Origin of the sequence: Paenarthrobacter sp. CAP02 (genome assembly GCF_040137855.1) — a bacterium.
Lineage (GTDB): Bacteria > Actinomycetota > Actinomycetes > Actinomycetales > Micrococcaceae > Arthrobacter.
The window spans coordinates 181,784-207,441 of sequence record NZ_JBEEII010000007.1 but is presented as its reverse complement, the minus strand read 5'-3'; the positions used below and the strand labels follow the sequence as shown (position 1 = coordinate 207,441).

The following is a 25,658-nucleotide window of genomic DNA, read 5'->3' as shown; positions in this document are numbered from 1 at the left end:
GTTCCCCATGGGATCCGCCAATCACATGCATTCCGAACAAGCCCGCAATGATGGCACCTACGAGCATCAAGAGTGATCCTCGTCTGAGAAGGGGCGATGAAACCCGCGACGGTGACCCGCTCACGCGCACTCCTCCTTGGCGTCCATTCGCAATACTATACCCCTGGAGGGTATCGGTCTTTGCAATGCAAGGACAAGCACACTACTGCGGCAATTCCGCTGCGCTAACGCCGGCAACGGCCTAGAATCGGCGAATGGGCCTTCTCACGTTCAGCATCAACGTCACTCTGGATGGCTGCGTCGACCACCGGGAGGGGATCGCAGATGATGAGACCCACGCCCACTTCACACGCCTTCTGGATCAGAGCGGTGCGATGCTCTGGGGACGCACCACTTACGAAATGATGGAGGAGTACTGGCCCTTGGTGGCCCGGGGCGAGGTCGAAGCGCCGCCAGCCCTTCGTGAGTGGGCGATTACCTTGGAGGGGAAACCCAAGTACGTCGTTTCCACAACGCGGAGCGACTTCCCTTGGACCAATAGCCATCGGCTGGTCGGCGAACTGGGTACGGCCGTTCAGGAACTCAAGGACAGGACTCCCAAGGGGGTACTTATCGGCAGCGGGAAACTAGCAACAGAGCTGGACCGGCTGGGCTTGATCGACGAGTACAAATTTCTCATCCACCCCATGATCACCGGTCACGGCCCCACCCTGTACCAAGGCGGCCTGCCCAGCACCCGGCATCTTGAGCTGATTTCGGCCGAGCCGCTCAGTAACGGCGCGGTAGCCACGCATTATCGCCAGGCTGCTTGACGATTGTAGATGCGACGTGAAAACGCCGAACCATCCTGATGAGCTCTGGTTTAGAAATCCCCACCGGGGTAGATGCCCTCGGGCAAGGTGAAGCACGGTGAACCTGAATCGATGTCAATCTGGTTTGGGGCTAGGCCTTCGGCGACAATATAGTTCTCCCCGCCTCCGCTGCGAGCGATTATTTGGACTTCATAGGAACCCCTGATGTCAAGCCTGTTCCTGACTCCAAAGAGGCCGCTCTGATAGTGGGCTTCTATGTCCTTCACGATCGGCTCAATGTTCGTTCCTTCGGCAACCGTGATGGTCGTGGAACCATTCCAGTTGTGTTGGGTTTTGTTGCAAGACAGAAGCATGCCCTTCTTCTTCTGATCGATCGAGATAACAGCGTCTTTTGGGATCAGAGCGGCAAGCTCCAGTTCCATTGCTTGGGCCTGGGTCTTAGCTTCCTGCCAGGTCAGTTCAGCTTTCATCGGTTCCTCCTGTGTTTTGGTCGCAGTTGGCACAGGTAACTCTGTCGAACCCGCGTTGGGTAGCCCGGCGCAACCCGCGAGCCCGATCGAACCCGTCAATAGCAACAACGCCATGGCACCGTGTCGCGCCCTCATCGAGCCACAATTCCGCGCATGTCTTTGAGTACTTGCTTGTTGTCCTCGCTGTTGGTGGCGATGAGGTTGTGATTTTCCATGAGGATGTTCCCTTCTTCGAGGGTGTTGATCGCACCGTTGATTTTGTCGTCGTCGGGGCCGCGGTAGTAGTGCTGTTCGAACTCATCGCGATAGATCGGGTTGTTTCCATCCCACACCAGCCCTTTATTCGTGATGAGGTTGGGAACTACCTGACCTTGGACGAGCAGATCATAGTAGTACAGGTTCGAATATTCCGTGGTCGGCTGTGGTTTCCAGTCCGGGAGCATGCCGGCCCCGGCGAGGGAGACCACCTTGTCGTATCGGGCCCCGGCGACTTCGGAGCTGGTGAGGTTTGCCAGGCCCCAGCTGTGCCCGATGCCGGTTTGTTCGGCACCGTTCAGGTAGGGATCAGTGCGCATCCCGGCCTCGAACGATGCCAGTTGCTGGCCGGACGTGCGTGCGAGTTTTTCATCGTTCGCCTCACCGATTCTCGCCATGTTGGGACCGCCGGCGGTGTCCTCCTCTCCGGGGAACCGCCCATCCTTATACACGAACGCCACCGTCCCCGGCACTTTGCTAGTGAGATATGTCGAGACCTGCTGTACCCCGCCTTCGTAGAAGATGTCCATCCCGGTGAAGGTTCCTGGGACGTAGGTGATCACGTGCCGTGTGTCGGAACCCGGAGTGCCGATCATTTCCACAATCCTGGACCGGTCCCGGTCATAGAGGTAAAGCTGTACCTCCCCGGCTACCACCTGCTTAAGATATGCCACCTCATTTTGCAGCATCTTTGTTCGGTTCGGGTCGTGGTGGCTTTGCCCGACCTCGGACAACTTCCGGGCTGTTTCCAGGTCTTTCTCTGCCGCGCGAAGCACGCTTGGCGCGTTCAACTGGTTCGCGCGGACCCTGGCCAGTGCGGGCATCCCGTCCAAAGCGCCGAACACGGACGGAGCAGCAGCCAACAGCAACTCCTGCACCCGCGAAAACCCGGGCACGCCCATGACGGTGCCGGCCCGAGGGTTCATTCCGGCCCACCAAGTCCCGATTTTCGATGGCTCGATGCCTTGCAGGGCCTGCTTCCATCCAGGCATTGTGGCCAACGCCTTCACGTCCGCCTCGGTGGCACTGGACAAGTAGCTCAGCAGCGCCGCGCCCGACAACGACATCGGTGCCGTGGCAAGCACAAGAAGGCCGTTCGATACCGTCACCTGGCCAACGTCCCCGCCGCCACCGGCAGCGCGGAACGTCGACGCGATGTCGGAAAGCCGGCTCGCGTCCTGATGGTTGTCTTCGAGGAACCGTCGTAGCCCGCCACGGACAGCGTGGAGGTCAGAGTGCACCCAGGAGCACTTCTCCTCGAAATCGGACACAGCTGCACTGACTTTGTCAGCCGAAGCTCGGTCTGAGTCGTCGTGGATCCTGAAGGTCGACACTGCTGAGTCCAAGGTGTCCGGATCAGCGGAACTCGCCCCAGCAGTGCTTCCGCTCGCCCAGACACGCAAGCCTTGCCGGGCCGTCTCCACGCTCACCACCGGACGGTCAGTCTCCGCCGTCGACGGGCGCGGCCCTACATCCACGCCAAAACCGCCGCCAGCACGGGCCCAGCCGGAGGCCAGCGCCCACTCGGTCATGTCGTCCAAGCGACGCTGCTCAACCTCGGCCGCGCTCTTCGCGTCCTGGACTTGACGGGCAACATCTTCCAACATATGGACCAGCTCGGACCGGGCCGCCCTTTCAGAGGCAACGTTTTCCCGGAAGCAGTCTGCGAACACGCCCCGAAATTCCGTGAGAGCAGCAGTCGAGGCCGATTCCCGTCCGCCACGTTGATCCTGCAACGTACGCGCTGCGTCCCGACATGCGGCGATCAGGCGATCAGCAGCATGAGCATCGAATTCCATAAAAACTCCATCGAATAGATAAAGCATCCCCGACGCCTACTCTACCTAATCCCGCGGATCTATTTGCACAGGTAACGCGAAGTGACGGACTCGGGACCATGAGGGCGCGTGCACCGTGCCAGTGGAATTTCCCCGGACCGTGAAGAGTTGTTCCGAACATGCACAACAAACGGATCGGTTTCCTCTCCTTCGGACACTGGGCCCGCGTCCCGGGTTCCCTCGTGCCAACGGCTGGGGAAGCCCTGAAACAGGGCATTGAACTCGCTGTGGCCGCTGAGGAACTGGGCATCGACGGAGCCCTTTTCCGGGTGCACCACTTCGCGAGGCAGCAAGCATCGCCCTTTCCACTGCTGAGCGCTATTGCGGCGCGGACCAGCCGGATCGAGATGGGCACCGGCGTCATCGACATGCGCTACGAAAACCCGCTCTACATGGCTGAGGAGGCAGCAGCCACAGACCTCATCAGTGACGGCAGGCTGCAACTCGGCGTGAGCCGTGGTTCACCGGAACCCGCGCGGAACGGTGCAGCGAACTTCGGCTACGTTCCCGGAGACGGCGAGGACGGTGGTGACATGGCCCGCCGCCACACTGCCCTGTTCCGGAAAGCAATCACCGGGCACGGCGTGGCCGAAGCGGACCCACAGTACGCTGGCGGGGCCACAGGTCTGCTTCCCATCCAGCCCCAGTCACCCGGCCTTCCGCAGCGGATCTGGTGGGGTGCAGGAACCCGGAAGACCGCTGTCTGGGCGGCTGAGCAGGGGATGAACCTCATGAGTTCCACCCTCCTTACCGAGGACACAGGTGTTCCCTTCGATGAACTGCAGGCCGAGCAGATCAGCCTTTTCCGCGAAGCCTGGGCGGCCGCCGGGCACGACTTTGAGCCACGGATCTCCGTTAGCCGAAGCGTGATTCCGATCGTCGACAGCCAAGACAACCACTATTTCGGCCTCCGCGCCCAAGCGGACAGCCAGGACCAAGTAGGAATTCTCGACGGCGCGTTGTCCCGTTTCGGAAAGAGCTACATCGGCGAGCCCGATCAATTGGCAGACGAACTGGCGAAGGACGCAGCCGTGCAAGCAGCCGACACGGTCCTGCTCACAGTTCCCAACCAGCTTGGCGTCAACTACAACGCCAAGCTGCTGGGCAACGTGGCCAGGTACATCGCCCCCGCGTTCGGATGGAGTGCCAACAAGCCGGTGTAACGTGGCCGCGGGTGGAGGGCCAGAAAAGTGAAAGGCCGGTACTCTTGCTAGCTGTGCCCAATTGCGCCAACAGCGCAGCAGCACGTGCTTGCCCCTTCAACGGCGAAGGGGCAAGGCAGAGAGCAAAGGTTGCCCATGGACATTCAGAACCTCCTCGACGACATCGTCGGAGCAGTTCAACCGCATATCGGCCAAGGAAATGTGGCTGACTACATCCCCCAACTCGGTGCTGTTGACCCGTATCAATTCGGGATCTCGGTAGTTACCCGCGACGGTGAAGTCTTCTCGGCGGGTGATGCGCACGTGGAGTTCTCCATTCAAAGCATCTCCAAAGTGTTCGCCCTCGCCCTTGTGCTGGCTTCCGACGGTGACCACATCTGGAAGAGGGTCTTCCGCGAACCGTCGGGCAATCCGTTCAACTCCTTGGTTCAGCTGGAGAGCGAGGAAGGCATTCCCCGCAACCCCTTCATCAACGCCGGTGCAATAGTAGTGACGGACCGGCTCCTGAGCCTGACCGGCAATGCAGCGCACGCCGTGCGGGACCTGATGCGGCAGGAAACCACCAAGGAAAGTATCGACACCGATGAGCGTGTTGCCGGCTCGGAACTGGCCAATAGCCACCGCAACGCTTCCTTGGCCCACTTCCTTGCGAGCTGCGGAAACCTGGAGAATCCAGTCGAGGATGTCCTGGACTCGTACGCAAAGCAATGCGCGCTTGCCATGACCTGCGAGGACTTGGCGCTCGCCACCCGTTTCCTTGCCTCGAATGGCCTGGGCTCGGACGGAAACCTGCTGCTGTCTCCAGCCCAGACCAAGCGCATCAATGCCGTCATGCTGACTTGCGGAACCTACGACGCCGCGGGTGAGTTCGCCTACCGGGTCGGACTGCCAGGCAAGAGCGGGGTGGGCGGCGGAATCGTTGCCGTGGTTCCCAACAAGTGCTCCATCAGCGTGTGGAGTCCCGGCTTGGGAAGGTCCGGGAATTCGGTTGCGGGAGTAGCGGCACTGGACGAATTCACCACCCGCACTGGCTGGTCCGTGTTTTAGGCGCATGATGGAGGCATGACGCCCAAGGACGGAAAGGCCCCTAAAGACGGAAAGGCGCCCAAAGACGGAAAGGCCCGCAAGCCCGCGGCGCCGGCGCCGGGAACCCAACCCACCGCCGTCGCGTTCTTGGAGCGCCTGAAAATCCGTCAGTCGGACGTGGAGCAAGCTAAATACCAGCGGTATTTCAAGACCGGCAAGGGCGACTATGCCGAGGGCGATTTCTTCATGGGCGTGCGCATGGGTGAGGTTTTCACCCTGGCGAAGGAGTTCGCAGCCATGTCAATGGAGGACATCGAGCAGCTTCTGGAGCAGGATATCCACGAGGCCCGCGCCGGCGCCGTTAAAATCATGGCCCTGCAAACGCAGAAAAAGAAGACCACGGAAGAAAGGCGCCAACGCCTCTACGAGCTCTTTTTGCGGAAGCATGACCGAATCAACAACTGGGACCTGGTGGACCTGGGGGCAGGACGCGTGGTGGGTGGCTGGCTGCTGGACAAGCCTCGTGACCCGCTCTACCAACTGGCTCGCTCGGAGAACATGTGGGAGCGCAGGACGGCAATCGTAGCGACGTCCGCGTTCATCCGCGAGGGCCAGCTGGATGACACGTTCGCCATCGCCGAGGTCCTGCTGCACGACCCGGAGGACCTGATCCAGAAAGCCGTGGGCGGATGGATCCGTGACGCGGGTCGGAGCAGCCGCGAACGTCTTCTGGCTTTCCTAGACGAGCACGCAGCCACCATGCCGCGGACCACGCTTCGTTACGCGATCGAGCACCTCGGCAAGGAGCAACGGGCCTATTACCTGACCCTGAAGGACAGGGTTTTTCCGAACTAGAGCGGTAGATATGTGACGCCGGATTACCCAGCGTTACCGGGTGTTTCCGAGCCTTTGAAGCATATTACGAGCCCGCCCTACAGTTTTTTCATGGCAATACAGGACATTTACCCCACCGCGCTGCGGCTGCTCGGGCGCCCGGTGCTGGTGGTGGGCGGCGGACCCGTGGCTGAGCGCCGCGCCAAGGGACTGCTCGACGCCGGTGCGAAAGTCACCGTCGTCGCCCCCGTTGCCACCGAAAACCTTCACGGCCTGGCCGCTTCAGGGCTGCTCACCTTGGAGCAGCGCGAGTACCGCACGGCAGACCTCGACGGCGTCTGGTTCGTCCAGACTGCAACCGGCACTTCCGCTGTGGACACCCAGGTAGCCGCCGACGCCGAGGCGCAGCGCATCTGGTGCGTCAACGCCTTGGATCATGAAGCTTCAGCCGCGTGGACACCGGCCGTAGCCGTGGTGGAGGACGTCAAGATCGCCATCAACGCCGGGGGAGACCCGCGCCGCGCCATGGCTCTTCGAAATGCCGTTGCCACTGCCCTGGAAACAGGTGACCTTCCGTTGCGCCGCCACCGCAAACCGGACGCCTCCGGCACGGCTCCGGTTGGCTCCGTCGCCCTGGTGGGCGGCGGTCCCGGCGACTCCGGCCTCATCACAGTCCGTGGTCGGCGCCTCCTGGGCCAGGCCGACGTCGTGGTTGCCGACCGTCTTGGCCCACGCGAGCTGCTGAACGAACTCGCGCCGGATGTCCGTGTGATTGAGGTCGGCAAGACACCCGGCCACCATCCCGTCCCGCAGCTTGAGATCAACCGCATCCTCGTTGAGGAAGCCCTCAAGGGCAACCGAGTGGTCCGTCTTAAAGGCGGTGACCCCTACGTGCTGGGCCGAGGTGGCGAGGAAGCAGAATTCTGCCGGCAGAACGGCGTCGAGGTTGAAGTGGTGTCCGGCGTGACGTCGGCCATCTCGGTCCCGGCCGCAGCGGGCATTCCTGTCACGCACCGCGGACTGGCCAAAGGCTTCAGCGTGGTGACCGGCCACGAAGAGCTGTCCGAAGTCCCCGCACGCCCTGACCACACTGTGGTGTTGCTCATGGGAGTAGCACAATTGCGCGATTCCGCGGCTGCCCTGGCAGGCTCGGGTCTGCCTTTGGACACGCCAGTAGGTATCGTAGAGAACGGGTATTTGCCGGATCAGCGCGTCACCATCGGCACCTTGGGTACCATCGCGGACCAGGCGGAAGCCGTTGGCGTGGCCAACCCGGCAGTCATCGTGATCGGCGATGTGGTCCGTGTCAGCCCCTTTGCGCCGCAGCATTTCAAGACCGCTGACTACAGCACCATCACCCCCAACCGTCCCCGCGTCCGCAGTAACTGAGAAGAAGAAGGAACACAGCCGTGTCAATTAGCACCCCCGTAGGTTCTGCGGACCGTCCGCTCCGCGTCGCCGTTATCGGTTCCGGCCCGGCCGGCGTGTACGCAGCGGACATCCTGACCAAGAGCGAAGCTGTCAAGAGCGGCGAACTCACCGTCAGCATCGACCTCTTTGACCGCTACCCGGCACCGTACGGCCTGATCCGCTACGGCGTCGCACCGGACCACCCCCGCATCAAGGGCATCGTGAACGCCCTGCACAAGGTGCTGGACCGCGGCGACATCCGTTTCTTCGGCAACGTGGACTACGGCACGGACATCTCCATCGAGGACCTCCGCAAGCACTACGACGCCATCATCTTCGCCACCGGCGCCATCAAGGACGCCGACCTCAACATTCCGGGCATCGAACTCGAGGGCTCCTTCGGCGGCGCCGACTTCGTGTCCTGGTTCGACGGACACCCGGACGTTCCCCGCGAATGGCCGCTGGAAGCCAAGGAAATCGCCGTCCTGGGCAACGGCAACGTGGCCCTGGACGTGGCCCGTGTCCTGTCCAAGCACGCCGATGACCTGCTGGTCACCGAAATCCCGGACAACGTTTACGCCGGCCTGAAGGCCTCCCCGGTCACCGACGTGCACGTCTTCGGCCGCCGCGGTCCGGCGCAGGTGAAGTTCACCCCTCTGGAACTGCGCGAACTCTCGCACTCCAAGGACGTGGACATCATTCTCTACGCCGAGGACTTCGAATTCGACGAAGAGTCCGACCGCCAGATCCAGAGCAACAACCAGATCAAGACCATGGTTGGCACACTCACCAACTGGATCGCCGAGCAGCCCGAGGACCTTTCCGAGCTCACGGCATCCCGTCGCCTGCACCTGCACTTCCTGCACAGCCCGGTTGAGATTGTTGACTCCACCGAAACTCCGGGCAAGGTTGCCGGTATCAAGTTCGAGCGCACCGAGCTGGACGGCACGGGTAACGCCCGCGGCACCGGCGAGTTCATCGACTACCCCGTCCAGGCCGTCTACCGCGCCATCGGCTACTTCGGTTCCGCACTGCCGGACGTCGAGTTCGACCACAAGAAGGGCGTGATCACGAATGACGGCGGTCGTGTCCTGGACGCCGACGGCCAGCACGTCCCGGGCCTTTACGCTACGGGTTGGATCAAGCGCGGTCCGGTTGGCCTCATCGGCCACACCAAGGGCGATGCCCTGGAAACCGTCACCTATTTGCTGGAGGACCGCGAAAACCTGCCGGTCGCCGAGGTTCCTGCGGCAGACGCCGTCGTGGAACTGCTCGACGCCCGCGGCGTGAAGTTCACCAGCTGGGAAGGCTGGCTTGCGCTCGACGCGCACGAGCTCGCCCTCGGCGCCGCGGCTACCGAAGCCGGCGGTTCGCACGGTGTTGAGGTCAAGCGTGAGCGCATCAAGGTTGTGCCGCGCGAGGACATGGTCAACATCTCCCGCGACGGCGTTTCCGTAGACGTCTAAAGAACAACGCGGGGTCACTTAGGGCCGGTCCGGGGCTTCCGGATGGGCCCTAAGTGACCCCGCGTTGTTTTATGGTGGGGTATGGACGTCGTGGTCATCGAGACACCCCAGCTGGGGGACCGGAGCTACCTGGTGCATGATGGCACCGTGGCGTTGGTGATCGACCCCCAACGGGACATTGACCGGGTGGAAGCCGCCGCCACAGCTGCGGGCGTGCGGATCACGCATGTGGCCGAAACCCACCTCCACAACGACTACGTCACCGGCGGGTTGGTCCTGGCTTTGAAACACGGCGCTGACTACCTGGTAAACGCCGATGACCACGTCTCATTCTCCCGCGTCCCGGTCACCGACGGCCAGGTCCTGCACATTGGCCGTTTGTCGGTAAGGGTCGTGGCGACCCCGGGCCACACCCACACGCACCTTTCGTACGTGGTGCGGGATGAAACGCATGACGGCGGCACGGAGGCCGTGTTTTCCGGCGGCAGCCTGCTCTACGGTTCAGTTGGACGGACGGACCTGGTCTCGCCCCACGACACCGCTGCGCTGGCGCATGAGCAGTACGCATCGGTCCGGCGCCTGGCCTCCCAAACCAGCCCCGACGCGGCGTTGTACCCGACACACGGCTTCGGATCGTTTTGTTCCATAGGGCCCGCCAGCCACCAGGAAACGTCCACCATCTCCGAGCAAACAGCGTCCAACCACGCGCTGACCGACGCCAATGAGGACCACTTCGTCGCAGAGCTGTTGGCGAACATCACGGCCTACCCGTCCTATTACACCCACATGAGCCCACTCAATGCTGCCGGGGTTGGGCCTGCGTCATTGGATGTGCCGGAGTCCGTGGACGCCGAAGAGCTGGGGCGGCGCCTCAAGGCAGGGGAGTGGGTAGTAGACCTCAGGCATCGGGTGGCCTTCGCGGACAACCATCTTCAGGGCAGCGTGAGCTTCGAATACGGTCGCGGGGACAATTTCACCAGCTACATCGGCTGGGTGATCCCGTGGAACCAGCCGCTCACTTTGCTGGGGCCGGCGGACGAGGTGGAACAGGCGATCCGTGATCTGGAGAGGATCGGCATCGAAAGTCCGGATACCGCCGTCGGGCCTGAACCGGGCGCTTTGGCGCCTGACTCTCAGCGAACCTCCTACCCCCACGGTGACTGGAGCCTCCTGGCCAAAGAACGGGCGCCCCACGACGTCGTATTGGACGTTCGAAGGCCGGAGGAATTCGAAGCATCGCACGTGGGTGGAGCGCTCAACATGCCTGTGTATGAGCTGCTCGGGAGGATGGCGGAGCTGCCAGAGGCGAGGACCTGGGTGCACTGCGCCACGGGTTACCGCGCGAGTATTGCGGCCAGCCTGTTGGACCGGGCGGGCCGGAACGTGGTGCTGATTGATGCCAGGTTCAAGGACGCGGCCGGGGCGGGAATCGAAACGGTGCCTTAAGACTTACGGCTGGGCCTGGTCAGCGCAGAAGTCCAGGTTCCGATACACACTGCTCACCGCAGCGTCGGGATCGTGGGCTTCCAGCGCATCCACCAACTCGTCATGCCCTTCGCGGGGAATGCCATTGAAGCCGCCCTTGCGCTGCTGGCGGAGGAGGTCGTTATGGAAGACACCGCCGAACGAGACGTACAACTGGTGAAGCAGGGGGTTTCCGGAGGCCACGGCCACACGTTCGTGGAATTCCCAGTCGGCTGAGGCCCACGCGGGGTAGTCTTCGGCGAGCCACGCATCGTGACGACGGGCGAGGAGGCGGCGCATCTCTGCGATGTCCTCCGGTGTGGCATGCTTCGTGGCCAAACGGGCTGCCTGCGTGTCCAGGCCGAGCCGGACCTCCACAATGTGCTCTTGTGTGTGCTCCAGGTACATGCGCTGGGCGGCGCCGGACATCTCGCTGTTGGCCCGGACGTACGTGCCGTCGCCGCGACGGACTTCCAGCATCCCGGAGTGCGCCAGGGCTTTGATGGCTTCCCGAAGGGTGCCGCGGGAAACGCCCAGCGAGGCCATCAGCTCCGGTTCTGCAGGAATGCGTTCCTGCAGGGGCCACTCTCCGGACTTGATCATGTCCCGCAGCTTGGCCGTGATTTCCTCGGCCAAGGCTGGGCGATGCGAAGGGGTCAGGGTCATGCTGTCCTCGGTCCGGTCTTGGTGGCAGTGCGCTTGCTGGTGAGCATGTGGCAGGTAACCATGAGTGCCACTGCCACGATCGACAGCAGGCTCAGGGGCAGCACCCAGCCGCCGGTGGCGCTGTGGAGGAGTCCCATGCCAAAGGGGCCAACTGCCGCAATCAAGTATCCCAGCGATTGGGCGATGGTGGAGAGGGCGGTGGTTTCCGCCGTCGAACGTCCGCTGCGGCTGATGATCACCAGGACCAACGGGAAGATGCCCAAGCCGAAACCGAACAGCACAGCCGGCACGACTGCCAGGGATGTGGGCAACCAGATCATGGCGGCGATGGCCAACAGCGTGGAGCTGCTGGCGAGGTACAGCGCCGGGCGCAGCATGCCCGGCCGGGAGCCGAACGCGAGCAGGATCATGCCAGCAGCGACGGAGACGAGCTGCATGACGCCGAACTGCAGGCCGCTTTCGGAAGCGCTGAGGCCCTGTGAGGTCAGGATGTAGGCGAACCAGCTCATCACGGCGTAGGCAAGGAAGGCCTGGAACGTGAAGATCGCGGTGATCAGGATGCCGAGGCGGGTGCGCAGGAGCGGCCACATGGAGACGCGGGCGCGCTCGGTCCTGGTGCTGTTGCGGTGCGTGTGCAGGACCATGGGCAGGAAGCCCAGGAGCGCGGCAACGCCAAGCAGGCCCCAAGCGGCCAGGCCCATCGAGGGAGAGCCGAGCTGTTGGGACAGGGGGACGCTGACCGCTGCGGCGAAGGTGGCCCCGCCTGACATGGTGAAGGTGTAGAGGCCGGTCATCATGGAGGTGCGCTCGGAGTAGTGCTCCCGGATGAACGACGGCATGGCCACGTTGCAGACGGCCAGGCCGGACATTGCCAGCACCGTTCCACCCAGCAGGGCCCCGGTCGCGGGAATACCCCGCACCAGCAAGCCAGCGGCGAGCAGTGCCAATGCGATGGCGATGGCCTTCTCGACTCCTACGCGGCGCGTCAGCCATGAAGTTCCCATTCCGGCGACAGCGAAGCAGAGCAACGGGATGGACGGCAGGATGGACGCCACCAGTGCGCCGTACCCCAGGACCTGCTGGAGATCGTGGAACAAGGCGGCGGCGCTGGTAATACCGGCGCGAAGGTTCAGGCCGATGAGCACCACGGCGATAATGCCGACGACGGCGACGACGCGCGTCTTTGGAACTGCCTGGCTCGCCGAACTCGCCGAACTCGCCGAACCAGCAGCGTCAGCGGGGCAGGTCGTAGGGATGTTTCCTGTCGTGGGAGTCAAAGGGGTCGTCGCAGCCATAACTAAAGGTTAGACGTTTGACGTCTAATGTCCACACTTCTGTGGCGAACCTCTCCGCCCTGGGTGCCTACCTGGGGTTCCGCGAGCCCAGACGCTGGACGGCCAACGCCAGCCACAACTGCACGCGATCCTGCGTCTGGGAGGGGTCGTAGCCGGTGAGTTCAGTGATCTGGGCCAGCCGGTAGCGGACGGTGTTCCGGTGCAGCGTCAGGGCTTCGGCGACGGCTGCGACCGAGCCGTTGTGGTTGAGGTAGCTTTCCAACGTGGCCACCAGCTCGGCTCCGTGGGCGGCATCGAACTTACGGAGGGGAGTCAGCGATTCGCTCGCCATATCGGCCAGGGGCACATCCTCGCTGGCGAGCAACAAGGACGTCAGGCTCAGCCGTTCCGGCTCGTTGACCGGCAAGCCGTGCGCCACGGCGTCGCGCGCCTCAAAGTAGCTCCAGCGCAAGCCGTTCGGCTTCGTGTAGGCGCCACCGATTCCAATCACTGCGTGGATGCCGGCTTCCTGCAGGTGATCGCTGAGGCTCTTGGCCAGGGCGGTGGCCGAGCTGCCGTCGTCGCTGATGACCGTGACCAGGTCCTTCCCGACGACGGCGCTGACGCCGGCTTCCAGCGCTTGGGGGAGCGAGATGCTGACCAGTTGTTTGTGGTGCGCCGTGGACTCGGCAACCAACACCACATTCTTCCGTGTGCTGTTGATGCCTACCCCGGCCAAGCGGCGGGCAGCTTCAATGGTTTCCAAGGTGCCGTGAATGACGTCGTCCAGCACTTGACCCGCCATGGCCCGCTGCGACTGCCGCTGCTTGACCATGTTGTTGAGTTCCACGCTGATCAGGTTCTGCGCGTAACTCACAATCCCGGAGTCCACGAAAGGCTGCCGCAACCACAGCGTGCAGGCGTCCCTGCGGCCGGTGGGAATCGGGTACGACGCCCAGCCATCCGCCGTCGGCGCCGGTTTCCCAACCACGCTGTTGTAAAGCTGGGCACTGAACTGGGTGAGCACAACATCGGTGCGGAGCATGCTGCCCAACTGTTTGAGGAGTTCGTTGAGCCCGCCTCCGGTGAGGAGCGAGCGGGCCAGGATCTGGTGCCCGGCCAGGAGGCGTTCGAGGTTGGCATAGTGGTCGGCGGAGTGCGACTCGGCCACGAGTTTGCCGATGGCTATGAACGGGATCTCGTAGGGCACCTCCACCAGTGGCAGACCCCAACGGTTGGCCTCTGCGACCAGGGCCTCCGGAACGGACTCGTGGGTCAGGCCGATGCCGAAACCGATCCCGACGGCACCGGCGCGTTGGGCCTGCCGGACGAAACGACGTTGGTCCGCGGCGCTCTTGAGGCGCAATCCCGTGGTGAGGACCAGCTCGCCACCGCTCAGGAAGCGCTGTGGATCCTCGAGCTCCGTTACCGCGACCCAGCTGATGTCCTGGTTAATCGTGGTCTCTGCGAGGCCCGCCTGGCGGAGTTTGAGGGAGGGGACAGCGACGAGCGAAGCGAGGGACATTGCCATGGTTTAAGGGTAACCCGGCGCTGGGCAAGCGCACTAAGGGGAGGGTTCGTCTGTGTGCAGCTGACTATTCCTTGGACCCCCTGCCTGGCATAGGCTCTGATCAGCTAAATCCATGCCCAGACAGCGAAAGAGGGTTGCACGCCGTGGTTCAAACCTTGCAGAACTTCATCAATGGCGAATTCGTTACGCCGGCAGGTACGGGTCTCCTGGACATCGTCAATCCTGCCACCGGCGACATCGTTGCCAAGTCGCCCATTTCGGTCCAGGCCGACGTGGACGCCGCCATGACCGCAGCCAACGAAGCGTTCAAGTCCTGGAAGAAGGCCACCCCGGGCCAGCGCCAGCTCATGCTCCTCAAGCTCGCGGACGCAGTAGAGGCACACAGCGACGAACTCGTCGAAGCGCAGCACCGCAACACCGGCCAGGTCCGCTCCCTGATCGCCTCCGAGGAAATCGCGGCAGGCGCAGACCAGCTCCGCTTCTTCGCCGGTGCTGCACGCATCATGGAAGGCAAGTCCGCGGGCGAGTACTTCGAAGGCCACACTTCCTACGTGCGCCGCGAACCCATCGGCGTCGTGGCCCAGGTTGCGCCCTGGAACTACCCGTTCCTGATGGCCATCTGGAAGATCGGCCCCGCACTTGCCGCCGGAAACACGGTGGTCCTCAAGCCCTCCGACACCACGCCGGAATCCACCCTGGTGCTGGCCCGCCTCGCAGGCGAGATCTTCCCTGCCGGCGTCCTCAACGTCGTCCTCGGCACCGGTGAGACCGGCGCCATGATGGTTGACCACAAGGTCCCCGGCCTGGTGTCCATCACCGGTTCCGTCCGCGCCGGCATCGCCGTCGCCAGCGGCGCAGCCAAGGGCCTCAAGCGTGCTCATCTGGAACTTGGCGGCAAGGCCCCGGCCATCGTCTTCAAGGATGCCGACATCAAGAAGAGCGCAGCGGCCATCGCCGAGTTCGCTTTCTTCAACGCCGGCCAGGACTGCACCGCCATCACCCGCGTGCTGATCGAGAACTCGGTCCACGACGACGTTGTGGCAGCCATGGTGGAGCACACCAAGACCCTGCACACCGGCTCGCAGAACGACGAAGACAACTACTTCGGCCCGCTCAACAACGTGAACCACTTCAACGCCGTGACCTCCGTGGTGGAGCACCTCCCGGAGAACTGCAAGATCGAAACCGGTGGCCACCGTGCAGGCGAGAAGGGCTTCTTCTTCGAGCCCACCATCATCTCCGGCGCCAAGCAGAGCGACGACATCGTGCAGAAGGAAACCTTCGGACCGGTCATCACCGTCCAGAAGTTCAGCACCGAAGAAGAAGCAATTGAAATGGCCAACGACGTCGAGTACGCCCTGGCTTCCAGCGTCTGGACCACCGACCACGGCACGGCCATGCGCATGAGCCGCGACCTGGACTTCGGTGCAGTCTGGATCAACACCCACATCCTCCTCACGGCAGAGATGCCGCACGGTGGCTTCAAGCAGTCCGGCTACGGCAAGGACCTCTCCATGTACGGCGTGGAGGACTACACGCGCATCAAGCACGTGATGTCTGCATTGGATGCATGACACAGCCGCGTAGCGCGTCCGCCCCACCCGTACGAATTTCCCAGAAAGGCAAACCCATGACCACCACCGCGAACGAGCTCTCGTACCGCATCGAGCAGAAGCGCAACATCAACGGCACTTTCCCCGGCCCCAAGTCGCAGGCACTTGCCGAGCGTCGCGCCGCCGTCGTTGCTGCTGGCGTTGCTTCAGGCGTTCCCGTCTACGTTGAAGACGCCGACGGCGGCATCATCCGCGACGTCGACGGCAACTCCTTCATCGACCTCGGCTCCGGCATCGCCGTGACCAGCGTCGGCGCGTCAGATCCCGCCGTCGTCGCCGCCGTCCAGGAAGCTGCCGCACACTTCACGCACACCTGCTTCATGGTGACCCCGTACGAGGGTTACGTTGCAGTTGCCGAGCAGCTCAACCGCCTCACCCCGGGCGACCACGCCAAGCGCACCGTCCTGTTCAACTCCGGCGCTGAAGCTGTGGAGAACGCCGTCAAGGTTGCACGTCTGGCCACCGGCCGCGACGCTGTGGTTGCTTTCGACCACGCCTACCACGGCCGCACCAACCTGACCATGGCACTGACTGCCAAGGCCATGCCGTACAAGACCAACTTCGGCCCGTTCGCGCCCGAGGTCTACCGCATGCCCATGAGCTACCCGTTCCGTGAAGAGAACCCGGAGATCACCGGTGCCGAGGCCGCCAAGCGTGCCATCACCATGATCGAGAAGCAGATCGGTGGCGACCAGGTTGCCGCGATCATCATCGAGCCCATCCAGGGTGAAGGTGGCTTCATTGTTCCGGCCGAAGGCTTCCTGCCGGCACTGTCCGCATGGGCCAAGGAAAAGGGCATCGTGTTCATCGCTGACGAGGTCCAGTCCGGCTTCTGCCGCACGGGCGAATGGTTCGCCGTTGACCACGAAGGTGTTGTCCCGGACATCATCACCATGGCCAAGGGCATCGCCGGCGGCCTTCCGCTCTCGGCCATCACCGGCCGCGCGGACCTGCTCGACGCCGTTCACCCGGGCGGCCTCGGCGGCACCTACGGCGGCAACCCGGTTGCTTGTGCAGCAGCTCTGGCAGCCATCGACACCATGGAGCAGCACGACCTCAACGGACGCGCCCGCCACATCGAAGAGCTGGCCCTGGGCAAGCTCCGCGAACTGGCCGCCGAAGTGTCCGTGGTTGGCGATGTCCGTGGCCGCGGTGCAATGCTGGCCATCGAACTGGTCCAGGCCGGCTCCAAGGAACCGAACCCCGAGCTCACCAAGGCCGTTGCGGCTGCTTGCCTCCAGGAAGGCGTCGTCATCCTGACCTGCGGCACCTACGGCAACGTCATCCGCCTGCTCCCGCCGCTGGTCATCAGCGACGAGCTGCTGCTGGACGGCCTGGAGGTCCTCGCCGCAGCCATCAAGGCCCACGCGTAAGGGCTGTTTTCCAGCGCAAGAGGCGGGCCGGGGTTTTACTTCCCCGGCCCGCCTCTTTTGCGTTTCCACCAAGGACCGAGTTCGTGGGAACCGCGCGAGTTCGATGTCCAGCTCCGGACTGTTTGGCGCTCTTCCCACGATTTGGGCGCGGCGCCTTCCCTGCGCGGATTCACGACGGCGGTGCTTGCCTAGCTGCCCAGCGTCAGGTCCTTATGGTGGCCGTGTCCGTCGAGCTGGACCTCGATGGTGTTGCCGGCAGTGAGCACAGCACCGGCATCCGCCTGGACCACGGTGTTCCACGAGCCGGGAAGCTTCACACGCACCGAAGCCTGTGTCCGTGACGGGTCCGCCACGGACACAGTGAGCTTGTCACCGATCCTGCGTGCGGACACCGTGCATGGCCCGGATGCTGTGTATCCGCCCCCGGATGCTGCAGCGAAGAAGTTGGCCATGACCAGGCTGTCTTTGCCGGATTCGACCATCTGCACATCCGCCGAGTTGGCAAGAACTTTCACATCCGGGTTCGCCGACTGGGAGAACGTGGTCGAATGGTCGGCGGCAGGCAGGATCATGTAGGCGTAGCCCGATCCCGCAGGGTCGACGCCGTGGCGGTGCGTGATGGTCACATAGTCCCTGGTGACGGGATCCGTGCTTCCGCCGGTGTCTGCACCTGAATTGATGTCGAACCAGGTCCCTGTCCGGCGCACCACCGCAACGTCGGGAGCCCCGGAAACGCCCGGAGCATCAAGGAAGACGTACCCGCCGTGGCCTTCAAGATGCACGGATCGCTTCAAGACCACGGGCGCTTCACCGGGCGCCATCCGCCGGTTCCTGGAGTCCGTCCGGACCGCCGGGGCGGAATCGGTGGCGAAGGACCTGTTCTCAATGGTGGTCCGCACCGCAGCTCCGCCCGTTCCCGTGATGCCTGCGCCGAGGCAGACCACAGCGTCATCCAGGAAAAACCACGACTTCCGGCCGGTCAGGGTCTTGTCGTGGTTGAGGTGGTCCATGCCGATGACGCCCCAGCGGCCGTCCACGGTAAGCCCGCCGGCAAAGGCCTGGAAGGCGCGGGGGATTCCGGTTCCTGCGGCCCCCGCCCCAGTGGCACGAACTTGGTCGTTAACGGTGGTGCCAGGAAGGGCATAGGGGTCCACAGTGGGCCAGAAATCAGCACTGAACTGGGACGGATCCTGCCGCGTGTAAAGGAACGTCATGCCATCGCCCTGGTACCAGCCGAGGTTGTTCTCGCTGTTGCCCCACTCATAGCGTCCAATCCGCTTGGAGGACAGGTTCACTGTGAAGCCCCACTGCGGTCGGTGGTGGACCAACCTGTCCTGGTCGGCGAACATCCGGCTGTAGACGGGAGCCGGCGCGGCAACCACTGCGGAATCAGAAAGCACTCCGAGGGACAGCAACGACTTTGCCAGGCTCTGGGTAGGATGCCCGACGAGTTTCTGGTCCGCGCAGCGTTCCAGCCAGCCTTTCGCCAGAGCCAGGAAGCGGGAACGGTACGGCTCGTCGCAACCAGGCGCCAGGAGAAGGACCGCTGAAATGAGACCGAAGCCGCTGACGTAGTCGGGTTCGCGCTGGCGGGAGACTGCGCGGCCGCGGATGGTGTCCATGATCCGCCCATCCCAGACGAAGGGTGCGTAAGTGTCCTCCACCGCATCAAGGAGCACCGAACGTTTGGGATCGTTGACGGCCCAGTTGCTTCCCCCGAGCATCGCGATGATCTCGGCGATCCCAGCCAAAGCCACCACACCGTAGGTTCCTGCGTAGGGCAAATAGGAGTGCTGGACATAGGAGCCGTCCGCGTAGAAGCCGTCTCCGCTGGTGACGTAGGTGAAGACACTGTTGGTTCCGCCGCGGACTGTGTCGCTCAGAGCGTCCCTGCCCAGGGCGATCTCGTCCGGTTTGTTATCCAAAATCCCGCGCATGCAGCAGGCCAGCGACTTGTCCACGCGGTTGGCCCCGGTCTCCGCCAGGGAGGTAGCGCGGCCGCGCCAGTTCGGGTTGGGTGCGAACCAGCGGACAGCTGCCAACAGGGACGTCCGCAATGCTTCGGGAACTTCGGCATGAAGAAGCGTCAGTATGTCGACGGCTTTGCGCGGGACGCCGATCTCCCAGAACCACCAGTTGCCCGCTGCCTTGATGGACGGCTTGTACGCAGTGTCATTCAGGAGTTGCAAGCCGGCAACGATGTCAGCGGCCAGGTTCGCGTTGCCGGCCCAGGGATTGCCTGGGACTGCGTATCCGAGGGCCATGTCGTAGAGGCGGTTGAAGTGCAGGCCCATGTTTCCGGTTGCGGCCGTGGACTGCCCGATGCCAGTCAGCGGAATGTCGGCCCACAATGCTGTCCGGGAGGATGCCTTGTCCATGGAGGACCACCATTTTTCGGTGGTCTGGCCCATGCCTTCAAGCTGCGAGGCCAATTCCGGAATGCCCGCTGCGCTCTGTCCACCCGTGAGGACCAGCCGCCGTCGGTCGATGAGTTCCTGCAGCCCGGAAGCCGCAAAAGAAGGTCCAGCCTGGGAAAGCATGACGCCAGCAAGGGCGGCCGCCCCTCCGGCGCGGAAAAGGGTCCTGCGGCTCACTGGGGGTCCATTGAAGTTCAAAACTGCTCCGTTCAAACTCTGGGTGCGGGGAGTGGACATTGCGGTAAAAAGTCTCCGCAACTTTATGTCCGACTCCCGGGCCCCTCAGCAGAAATGAACAAAAGTGCTCATGGCTCCCGATAGCGGAATCCCTTACGGGTGTGACGCCTCGAGCCGGGCTTTCTTCTTGAGCACGGAGTTTTTCCGCGTCGTCCGGAGCATGTCGATGGTCAGGAGAACCAGAGCGAGCCACACCACGCAGAAACCGATCCAGCGGGCCGTGGTCATGGTCTCGTTGAAGACTGTCAGGGCGACGATGAACTGGAGGACGGGGGCGAAGTATTGGAGCAGGCCGATGGTGGTCATGGGCAAACGGCGGGCCGAAGCACCAAAGAAGAGCAAGGGGACGGCCGTGATGACGCCCGATGCCACAAGCAACCAGAAGTGTCCGGCGCCGTGGGTGGTCAAGGTTGCGGCTTCCGATACGCCGAGGACCACCATGGTGATCGCGGCGAACGGGGCCAGCACCACCGTTTCAACCGACAGACTCGTGAGTGCGTCAACCTTGGGTCCTACGCGCTTTTTCACGAAGCCATACAAGCCGAAACTGAAGGCCAGGATCAGAGCGATCCAAGGAAGCTGTCCGTAGGAGAACGTCAGGACGCCAACTGCGACGAAGCCGATGCCCACCGCTGCCCACTGGAGGGGACGCAATTTTTCCTTCAGGACGAAGACGCCCAGCAGTACCGAGACAAGCGGGTTGATGAAGTACCCCAGGGACGTTTCGACGGCGTGTCCCGTGGTCACGCCGAAGGTGTAGGTGAGCCAGTTGATGGCGATCAGGCCGGCGGCCAACGCCAAAGGACCAAAGACGGACCGATCTTTGACTGCGGCACCGAAGACGCGCCACGCGCGGGTAATGGTGATGAGCAGCGCGCAGAAGATCAACGACCAGACAACCCGGTTGGCGACGATTTCCACGGCACTGGCCGGCATGAGAATGAAGAAGTAGAGGGGGAGCAGACCCCACAGCCCGTACGCGCCAATGCCGAACAGGACGCCCGCCGTCGATTCGCTCCTCACCGGTTTACCGGCGTTGCCGGTACCGCCGCCCTTGCCACCCGCCGTCGTTGACGTAGTTGTTGAGGAGCTTGGGATGATCTGTTCCGGAGTCGACACAATGTCGCCAACACCGTTCATGGGCGCAATATTCCGCAATCTTTATGAATTTCTGTGACTCCTGCCATATAAGCCTCCGACCGCAGGGTCGACATCTAGAATTGAACCCTGCGCGCCCACCAACGGCGCGGCTCACTGCTTCGGAAGGGCTTACGGTGCCAAATTCAGCCGCAACCAATCGTCCGTTACGCGTTGCCATTGTTGGCGCTGGCCCGGCGGGTGTCTACGCTGCGGATATCCTGACCAAGTCCAACGAGGTCAAGGACGGCGAGGTTGAGGTCAGCATCGATCTCTTCGAGGCATACCCCGCACCGTACGGTCTGATCCGCTATGGAGTTGCGCCCGATCACCCCCGGATCAAGGGCATCGTCAATGCCCTGCACAAGGTGTTGGACCGCGGCGACATCCGCTTCCTGGGCAATGTGACCTACGGCCGGGACCTGACTCTCCATGATTTCCGGGCGTTCTACGATGCCGTGATTTTCTCCACGGGTGCCATCAAGGATGCGGACCTGAACATCCCCGGCGTCCACCTTGAGGGTTCCTTCGGCGGCGCAGATTTCGTGTCCTGGTACGACGGGCACCCCGATGTGCCCCGCGAGTGGCCCTTGGATGCCAAGGAGATCGCGGTCATTGGTAACGGCAACGTCGCCCTCGATGTTGCCCGCATGCTGGTCAAACACCCGGAAGAGCTCTTGGTCACCGAGATTCCGGACAATGTGTACGCCGGGCTCAAAAAATCGCCTGTCACCGACGTCCACGTGTTCGGGCGCCGCGGTCCTGCGCAAGTGAAATTCACCCCCTTGGAACTGCGGGAGCTTTCGCACTGCAAGGACGTGGACATCGTGCTCTACCCGGAGGATTTCGAGTTCGACGAAGCCTCCGATGAAGCCATCCGCACCAACAACCAGATCAAGACGATGGTGAACACCATGACGAACTGGCTGGTGGAGGAGCACGCCGAGTCCGAGCAGCCCTCCTCGCGTCGACTTCACCTGCACTTCCTGCACAGCCCCGTGGAAATCCTGGACTCACCCGACACCCCGGGCAAGGTGTCCGGAATCAAGTTTGAGCGGATGGAACTTGATGGCACCGGCAACGTCAAGGGCACGGGGGAGTTCATCGAGTACCCGGTCCAGTCTGTCTACCGCGCCATCGGCTACCACGGCTCGCCGTTGGAGGAACTTGAGTACGACGCCCGCCGTGGTGTCATCCCGAACGACGGCGGTCGGGTCCTGGATGCGGACGGTAACCACGTCCCGGGTATCTACGCCACCGGCTGGATCAAACGCGGTCCCGTAGGCCTCATCGGCCACACCAAGGGCGATGCGCTGGAGACCATCGGCTTCCTCCTTGAAGACCGGCTCACGCTGCCGCCGGCGGAAAACCCGGATCCGCAGGCCATCATCGACCTTCTTGAAGAGCGCGGGATTGAATACACGACGTGGGAGGGCTGGAACCGCCTGGATGCCCATGAGGCCGCGTTGGGTGCGTCGTGGACTGAGGCGGCTGCCGCTGATGATTCGACTGACGGCGTGGTCCGCGAGCGCATCAAAGTGGTCCCGCGCGAGGAAATGGTCCGGATTTCGCGCGGCTGACCCTGGAGTTTTTGTCCACCTGGCCGCTCCGAGGGCGTTGGCTGTACAAAAACTCCGGCTCCCGAACTAGACTGCTGGGTACTGTGCCGCCCACCACATGCACGGTACCCAGGGGAGTTCGATGAGGAATCCAATCCATCCGCCGGTTCCAGGCGACACCGCGGAATTGGTGCAGAGGCGTGCGCTGGCAGGCCATGAGCGCCTGAATCACAGCGGCCTCCTGGACGATGAAGGCATCGTTGGCCTGCGTCGCCTGGTCCGTGAGTCCTGGCAGCGTTCTGCGACCCTGCAGGCCAATCCGGACGTCGCCGAGGCGCCCCTTGCGATGGACAGGGACGAACTCGAGGAGTATCGCAGGCAGCATCCGTTGGCTGCGATCATGCCGGTGATCAAGAAGCTCCTGGTCCAACCCAGCCATGACAGTGGTTTGTTGGTGGCGGTAGGAGACGATGTCGGGCGGCTCCTGTGGGTTGACGGCGACCCTGTGATGCAGCGGCGCGCCGAGGGCATGATGTTCGTGGCCGGCGCGGACTGGTCCGAAGCCTCCGTTGGGACCAGCGCCCCCGGAACTGCCTTGGCCCTGGACCGCAGCATCCAGATCTCCGGTGCCGAACATTTCAAACGGTCCGTTCACCCGTGGAGCTGTACAGCCGTGCCGTTCCATGACCCTGATTCGGGTGCCGTGCTGGGCGTCGTGGACATTACCGGCACGGAAACAGCAGTGGCGCCGCACACCCTGTCCCTGGTGGAGGCAACTGTTGCTGCGGCCCAGGCACAGTTGCGTATTGAGCGGCTCCAACTCGCCGCAGCCATTCGAGACAAACCACGACGGCGGAGCGCGCCTTCAACGTCGACCCAAACCACTGGTGCGCTGTACCGGAACAGCTTGCAATTGTTGGGTCGCGATCAGGCGTTGCTGAGCATTGATGGCCGAACCGTCTCCTTGTCAGCCCGGCACAGCGAAATCCTGGCGATCCTCGGTAACCACCCTTCCGGGTTGAGCGCCGATGACCTTTGCGCCCAGTTGTACCCAGGAGACGGTTCTGCCGTGACGCTGCGAGCCGAGATGGTGCGGCTCCGCAAGGTCATCCAGGGGCTCAGCCCCGATGCTGTTCCCGAGTCCCGGCCGTACCGTTTGCCCGTGGAATTGCTGCCCGACTCCGGACAGGTCCTGAACTGCCTGCAACGCGGCGCCCACCGCATCGCCTTGGAAATCTACAAAGGTGCTGTCCTTCCGCGGTCGGAGGCGCCCGGCGTCGTGCTGTTGCGTGAACGTGTCTCGCACTTGATGCGTGAGGCGTTGCTCAGCGACGGGAGCGTCGATTCACTCCTCAAGTATGCGGAGCTGCCGGAGGCGAGGTACGACGTCGACCTCCGTCTGGCGGTGCTGAAGCTGCTGCCGCCGCGCTCACCCAAGCGGGCCGCCGTCGTGGCCGACCTTGAACGGATCGAAGCGGACATGACTGCGTGAGCTGAATCACAGGGTTGCAACGTAACTGCAACCTCATCGCTCCTAGGCTCGGATCAATGGCGACAGCCACCGTGATTCGCAGCAAAGGAGCTAGCAATGACCGTTTACGCACAGCCGGGTGCCGAGGGTTCGAAGGTCACCTTCAAGGACCGCTACGAGAACTGGATTGGCGGAGAGTGGGTTGCCCCGGTCAAGGGCGCCTACTTCGAGAACATCACCCCGGTCACGGGCAAGGCCTTCTGCGAAGTTGCCCGCGGAACATCGGAAGACATCGAACTCGCACTGGACGCCGCCCACAAGGTTGCGCCGTCCTGGGGCAAGACCTCCGCCGCTGAGCGGGCAGCGATCCTGAACAAGATCGCCGACCGCATCGACGAGAATGTGGAGCTCCTTGCGGTTGCGGAGACCTGGGACAACGGCAAGCCCGTCCGCGAGACCCTCAACGCCGACATCCCCCTGGCCGCCGACCACTTCCGCTACTTCGCCTCTGCTGTGCGAGCACAGGAAGGCCACCTCTCCCAGCTGGATGAGGACACCACGGCTTACCACTTCAAGGAACCACTGGGCGTTGTTGGCCAGATCATCCCGTGGAACTTTCCCATCCTCATGGCTGTTTGGAAGCTGGCCCCGGCGCTCGCGGCCGGAAACGCCGTGGTGCTCAAGCCCGCCGAGCAGACGCCGACGTCAATCCTGGTTTTGATGGAGCTCATTGGTGATCTCCTTCCGGCGGGTGTGGTGAACGTGGTCAACGGCTTCGGCGTCGAGGCCGGCAAGCCGCTCGCTTCGAGTTCCCGTATCCGCAAGATCGCCTTCACGGGTGAGACCACCACAGGCAGGCTCATCAGCCAGTACGCGTCGAACAACCTCATCCCCGTCACCCTGGAACTTGGTGGCAAGAGCCCCAACATCTTCTTCGACGACGTCGCCGACCAGAACGACGCCTTCTACGACAAGGCGCAGGAGGGCTTCACCCTCTTCGCGTTCAACCAGGGAGAGGTCTGCACCTGCCCTTCCCGGGCCCTGGTCCAGGAAGGTATCTACGATTCCTTCATGGCCGACGTCACGGCCCGGACCAACAGAATCATCCAGGGCAACCCGTTGGATACCGATACCCAGGTTGGTGCCCAGGCCTCCAACGACCAGCTGGAGAAGATCCTGTCCTACATCGACATCGGAAAGCAGGAAGGCGCCAAGCTCCTCACCGGTGGCGCCCGAGCCGAACTGGACGGGGACTTCGCCGGGGGCTACTACGTCCAGCCCACCATTTTCGAAGGCCACAACCGGATGCGGATCTTCCAGGAGGAGATCTTCGGACCGGTGGTGTCCGTGACCAAGTTCAGCGATTACAACGACGCCATCGGAATTGCCAACGACACCCTTTACGGGCTTGGCGCCGGCGTCTGGTCGCGCAACGGAAATGTCGCCTACCGCGCAGGCCGGGAAATCCAGGCCGGCCGCGTGTGGGTCAACAATTACCACGCCTACCCGGCAGGTGCCGCTTTCGGCGGCTACAAGTCCTCAGGTATTGGCCGTGAGAACCACGCCATGATGCTGGACCACTACCAGCAGACCAAGAACCTCCTGGTCAGCTACAACGAGAACAAGCTCGGCTTCTTCTAAA

Annotated in this window: 19 protein-coding genes; 12 read left to right on the top strand and 7 right to left on the bottom strand. The window is 63.1% G+C overall.

All coding sequences use genetic code 11. The features are described 5' to 3' along the window. The first annotated feature begins 254 nt into the window (after positions 1-254). Positions 255-812, top strand: a complete 558-nt coding sequence (locus ABHM97_RS14180) for a dihydrofolate reductase family protein (protein ID WP_349471199.1) — start codon at positions 255-257, stop codon at positions 810-812. Between the two features lie 50 nt (positions 813-862). Here ABHM97_RS14180 and ABHM97_RS14175 read toward each other — a convergent pair whose 3' ends face one another. Continuing rightward, positions 863-1,282, bottom strand: a complete 420-nt coding sequence (locus ABHM97_RS14175; RefSeq protein ID WP_235517231.1) for a hypothetical protein — start codon at positions 1,280-1,282, stop codon at positions 863-865. A 131-nt stretch (positions 1,283-1,413) separates the two neighbouring features. Beyond that, positions 1,414-3,336 (bottom strand): hypothetical protein, encoded by a 1,923-nt coding sequence (locus ABHM97_RS14170; RefSeq protein WP_349471198.1) that lies wholly within the window; start codon positions 3,334-3,336, stop codon positions 1,414-1,416. A 158-nt stretch (positions 3,337-3,494) separates the two neighbouring features. Between ABHM97_RS14170 and ABHM97_RS14165 the strand changes: the two genes are divergently transcribed. The 6 genes from ABHM97_RS14165 to ABHM97_RS14140 all read left to right on the top strand — a co-directional run bounded on the left by ABHM97_RS14165 (position 3,495) and on the right by ABHM97_RS14140 (position 10,720). Next, positions 3,495-4,538, top strand: a complete 1,044-nt coding sequence (locus ABHM97_RS14165; protein WP_349471197.1) for an LLM class flavin-dependent oxidoreductase — start codon at positions 3,495-3,497, stop codon at positions 4,536-4,538. A 135-nt stretch (positions 4,539-4,673) separates the two neighbouring features. After that, a complete protein-coding gene (locus tag ABHM97_RS14160; RefSeq protein WP_235517228.1) occupies positions 4,674-5,585 on the top strand; it encodes a glutaminase in 912 nt (303 codons plus the stop codon). 15 nt (positions 5,586-5,600) lie between these two features. After that, positions 5,601-6,419 (top strand): DNA alkylation repair protein, encoded by an 819-nt coding sequence (locus tag ABHM97_RS14155; RefSeq protein ID WP_349471196.1) that lies wholly within the window; start codon positions 5,601-5,603, stop codon positions 6,417-6,419. Positions 6,420-6,509: 90 nt separating this feature from the next. Continuing rightward, positions 6,510-7,787, top strand: a complete 1,278-nt coding sequence (gene cobA / locus ABHM97_RS14150) for a uroporphyrinogen-III C-methyltransferase (protein WP_349471195.1) — start codon at positions 6,510-6,512, stop codon at positions 7,785-7,787. Positions 7,788-7,807: 20 nt separating this feature from the next. Next, a complete protein-coding gene (locus ABHM97_RS14145; protein ID WP_235517225.1) occupies positions 7,808-9,274 on the top strand; it encodes an FAD-dependent oxidoreductase in 1,467 nt (488 codons plus the stop codon). 81 nt (positions 9,275-9,355) lie between these two features. Next, entirely contained in the window at positions 9,356-10,720 is a 1,365-nt protein-coding gene (locus ABHM97_RS14140; protein ID WP_349471194.1) for an MBL fold metallo-hydrolase, read from the top strand. A gap of 3 nt (positions 10,721-10,723) precedes the next feature. Here ABHM97_RS14140 and ABHM97_RS14135 read toward each other — a convergent pair whose 3' ends face one another. From ABHM97_RS14135 to ABHM97_RS14125, 3 genes are all read right to left on the bottom strand, one after another. Further along, a complete protein-coding gene (locus ABHM97_RS14135) occupies positions 10,724-11,404 on the bottom strand; it encodes a FadR/GntR family transcriptional regulator (protein ID WP_235517223.1) in 681 nt (226 codons plus the stop codon). After that, a complete protein-coding gene (locus ABHM97_RS14130; protein ID WP_349471193.1) occupies positions 11,401-12,699 on the bottom strand; it encodes an MFS transporter in 1,299 nt (432 codons plus the stop codon). Before ABHM97_RS14130 ends, ABHM97_RS14135 begins: the two co-directional genes overlap by 4 nt. 67 nt (positions 12,700-12,766) lie before the next feature. After that, entirely contained in the window at positions 12,767-14,209 is a 1,443-nt protein-coding gene (locus tag ABHM97_RS14125; RefSeq protein WP_235517221.1) for a PucR family transcriptional regulator, read from the bottom strand. A gap of 143 nt (positions 14,210-14,352) precedes the next feature. Between ABHM97_RS14125 and ABHM97_RS14120 the strand changes: the two genes are divergently transcribed. Both ABHM97_RS14120 and gabT read left to right on the top strand, forming a co-directional pair. Further along, positions 14,353-15,783 (top strand): gamma-aminobutyraldehyde dehydrogenase, encoded by a 1,431-nt coding sequence (locus tag ABHM97_RS14120; RefSeq protein ID WP_349471192.1) that lies wholly within the window; start codon positions 14,353-14,355, stop codon positions 15,781-15,783. A 56-nt stretch (positions 15,784-15,839) separates the two neighbouring features. Continuing rightward, positions 15,840-17,195 carry a 4-aminobutyrate--2-oxoglutarate transaminase gene (gene gabT, locus ABHM97_RS14115; RefSeq protein WP_349471191.1) on the top strand — a complete coding sequence of 452 codons (1,356 nt, stop codon included), beginning with the start codon at positions 15,840-15,842 and terminating at the stop codon, positions 17,193-17,195. A 188-nt stretch (positions 17,196-17,383) separates the two neighbouring features. Here gabT and ABHM97_RS14110 read toward each other — a convergent pair whose 3' ends face one another. Further along, complete coding sequence (locus ABHM97_RS14110) at positions 17,384-19,789, bottom strand: polysaccharide lyase 8 family protein (RefSeq protein ID WP_349471190.1); 2,406 nt, start codon at positions 19,787-19,789, stop codon at positions 17,384-17,386. 153 nt (positions 19,790-19,942) lie between these two features. After that, positions 19,943-21,007: an EamA family transporter RarD gene (rarD, locus tag ABHM97_RS14105; protein ID WP_349471189.1), complete on the bottom strand. Its 1,065-nt coding sequence runs from the start codon at positions 21,005-21,007 to the stop codon at positions 19,943-19,945. A 116-nt stretch (positions 21,008-21,123) separates the two neighbouring features. Here rarD and ABHM97_RS14100 point away from each other — a divergent pair, with 116 nt between their 5' ends. From ABHM97_RS14100 to exaC, 3 genes are all read left to right on the top strand, one after another. Continuing rightward, positions 21,124-22,566, top strand: a complete 1,443-nt coding sequence (locus ABHM97_RS14100) for an FAD-dependent oxidoreductase (protein ID WP_349471188.1) — start codon at positions 21,124-21,126, stop codon at positions 22,564-22,566. Positions 22,567-22,687: 121 nt separating this feature from the next. Further along, positions 22,688-24,037 (top strand): GAF domain-containing protein, encoded by a 1,350-nt coding sequence (locus tag ABHM97_RS14095; protein ID WP_235517215.1) that lies wholly within the window; start codon positions 22,688-22,690, stop codon positions 24,035-24,037. Between the two features lie 96 nt (positions 24,038-24,133). After that, entirely contained in the window at positions 24,134-25,657 is a 1,524-nt protein-coding gene (gene exaC, locus ABHM97_RS14090; protein ID WP_235517214.1) for an acetaldehyde dehydrogenase ExaC, read from the top strand. Position 25,658 lies beyond the last annotated feature (1 nt).

Excerpts from the sequence above, each read along its gene's own strand:
- cobA (WP_349471195.1), top strand. The coding sequence starts at position 6,510 with ATGGCAATACAGGACATTTACCCCACCGCGCTGCGGCTGCTCGGGCGC.
- ABHM97_RS14170 (WP_349471198.1), bottom strand. The coding sequence starts at position 3,336 with ATGGAATTCGATGCTCATGCTGCTGATCGCCTGATCGCCGCATGTCGG.
- gabT (WP_349471191.1), top strand. The coding sequence starts at position 15,840 with ATGACCACCACCGCGAACGAGCTCTCGTACCGCATCGAGCAGAAGCGC.
- exaC (WP_235517214.1), top strand. The coding sequence starts at position 24,134 with ATGACCGTTTACGCACAGCCGGGTGCCGAGGGTTCGAAGGTCACCTTC.
- ABHM97_RS14180 (WP_349471199.1), top strand. The coding sequence starts at position 255 with ATGGGCCTTCTCACGTTCAGCATCAACGTCACTCTGGATGGCTGCGTC.
- ABHM97_RS14160 (WP_235517228.1), top strand. The coding sequence starts at position 4,674 with ATGGACATTCAGAACCTCCTCGACGACATCGTCGGAGCAGTTCAACCG.
- ABHM97_RS14130 (WP_349471193.1), bottom strand. The coding sequence starts at position 12,699 with ATGGCTGCGACGACCCCTTTGACTCCCACGACAGGAAACATCCCTACG.
- ABHM97_RS14140 (WP_349471194.1), top strand. The coding sequence starts at position 9,356 with ATGGACGTCGTGGTCATCGAGACACCCCAGCTGGGGGACCGGAGCTAC.
- ABHM97_RS14155 (WP_349471196.1), top strand. The coding sequence starts at position 5,601 with ATGACGCCCAAGGACGGAAAGGCCCCTAAAGACGGAAAGGCGCCCAAA.
- ABHM97_RS14095 (WP_235517215.1), top strand. The coding sequence starts at position 22,688 with ATGAGGAATCCAATCCATCCGCCGGTTCCAGGCGACACCGCGGAATTG.
- ABHM97_RS14135 (WP_235517223.1), bottom strand. The coding sequence starts at position 11,404 with ATGACCCTGACCCCTTCGCATCGCCCAGCCTTGGCCGAGGAAATCACG.
- ABHM97_RS14125 (WP_235517221.1), bottom strand. The coding sequence starts at position 14,209 with ATGGCAATGTCCCTCGCTTCGCTCGTCGCTGTCCCCTCCCTCAAACTC.
- ABHM97_RS14175 (WP_235517231.1), bottom strand. The coding sequence starts at position 1,282 with ATGAAAGCTGAACTGACCTGGCAGGAAGCTAAGACCCAGGCCCAAGCA.
- ABHM97_RS14165 (WP_349471197.1), top strand. The coding sequence starts at position 3,495 with ATGCACAACAAACGGATCGGTTTCCTCTCCTTCGGACACTGGGCCCGC.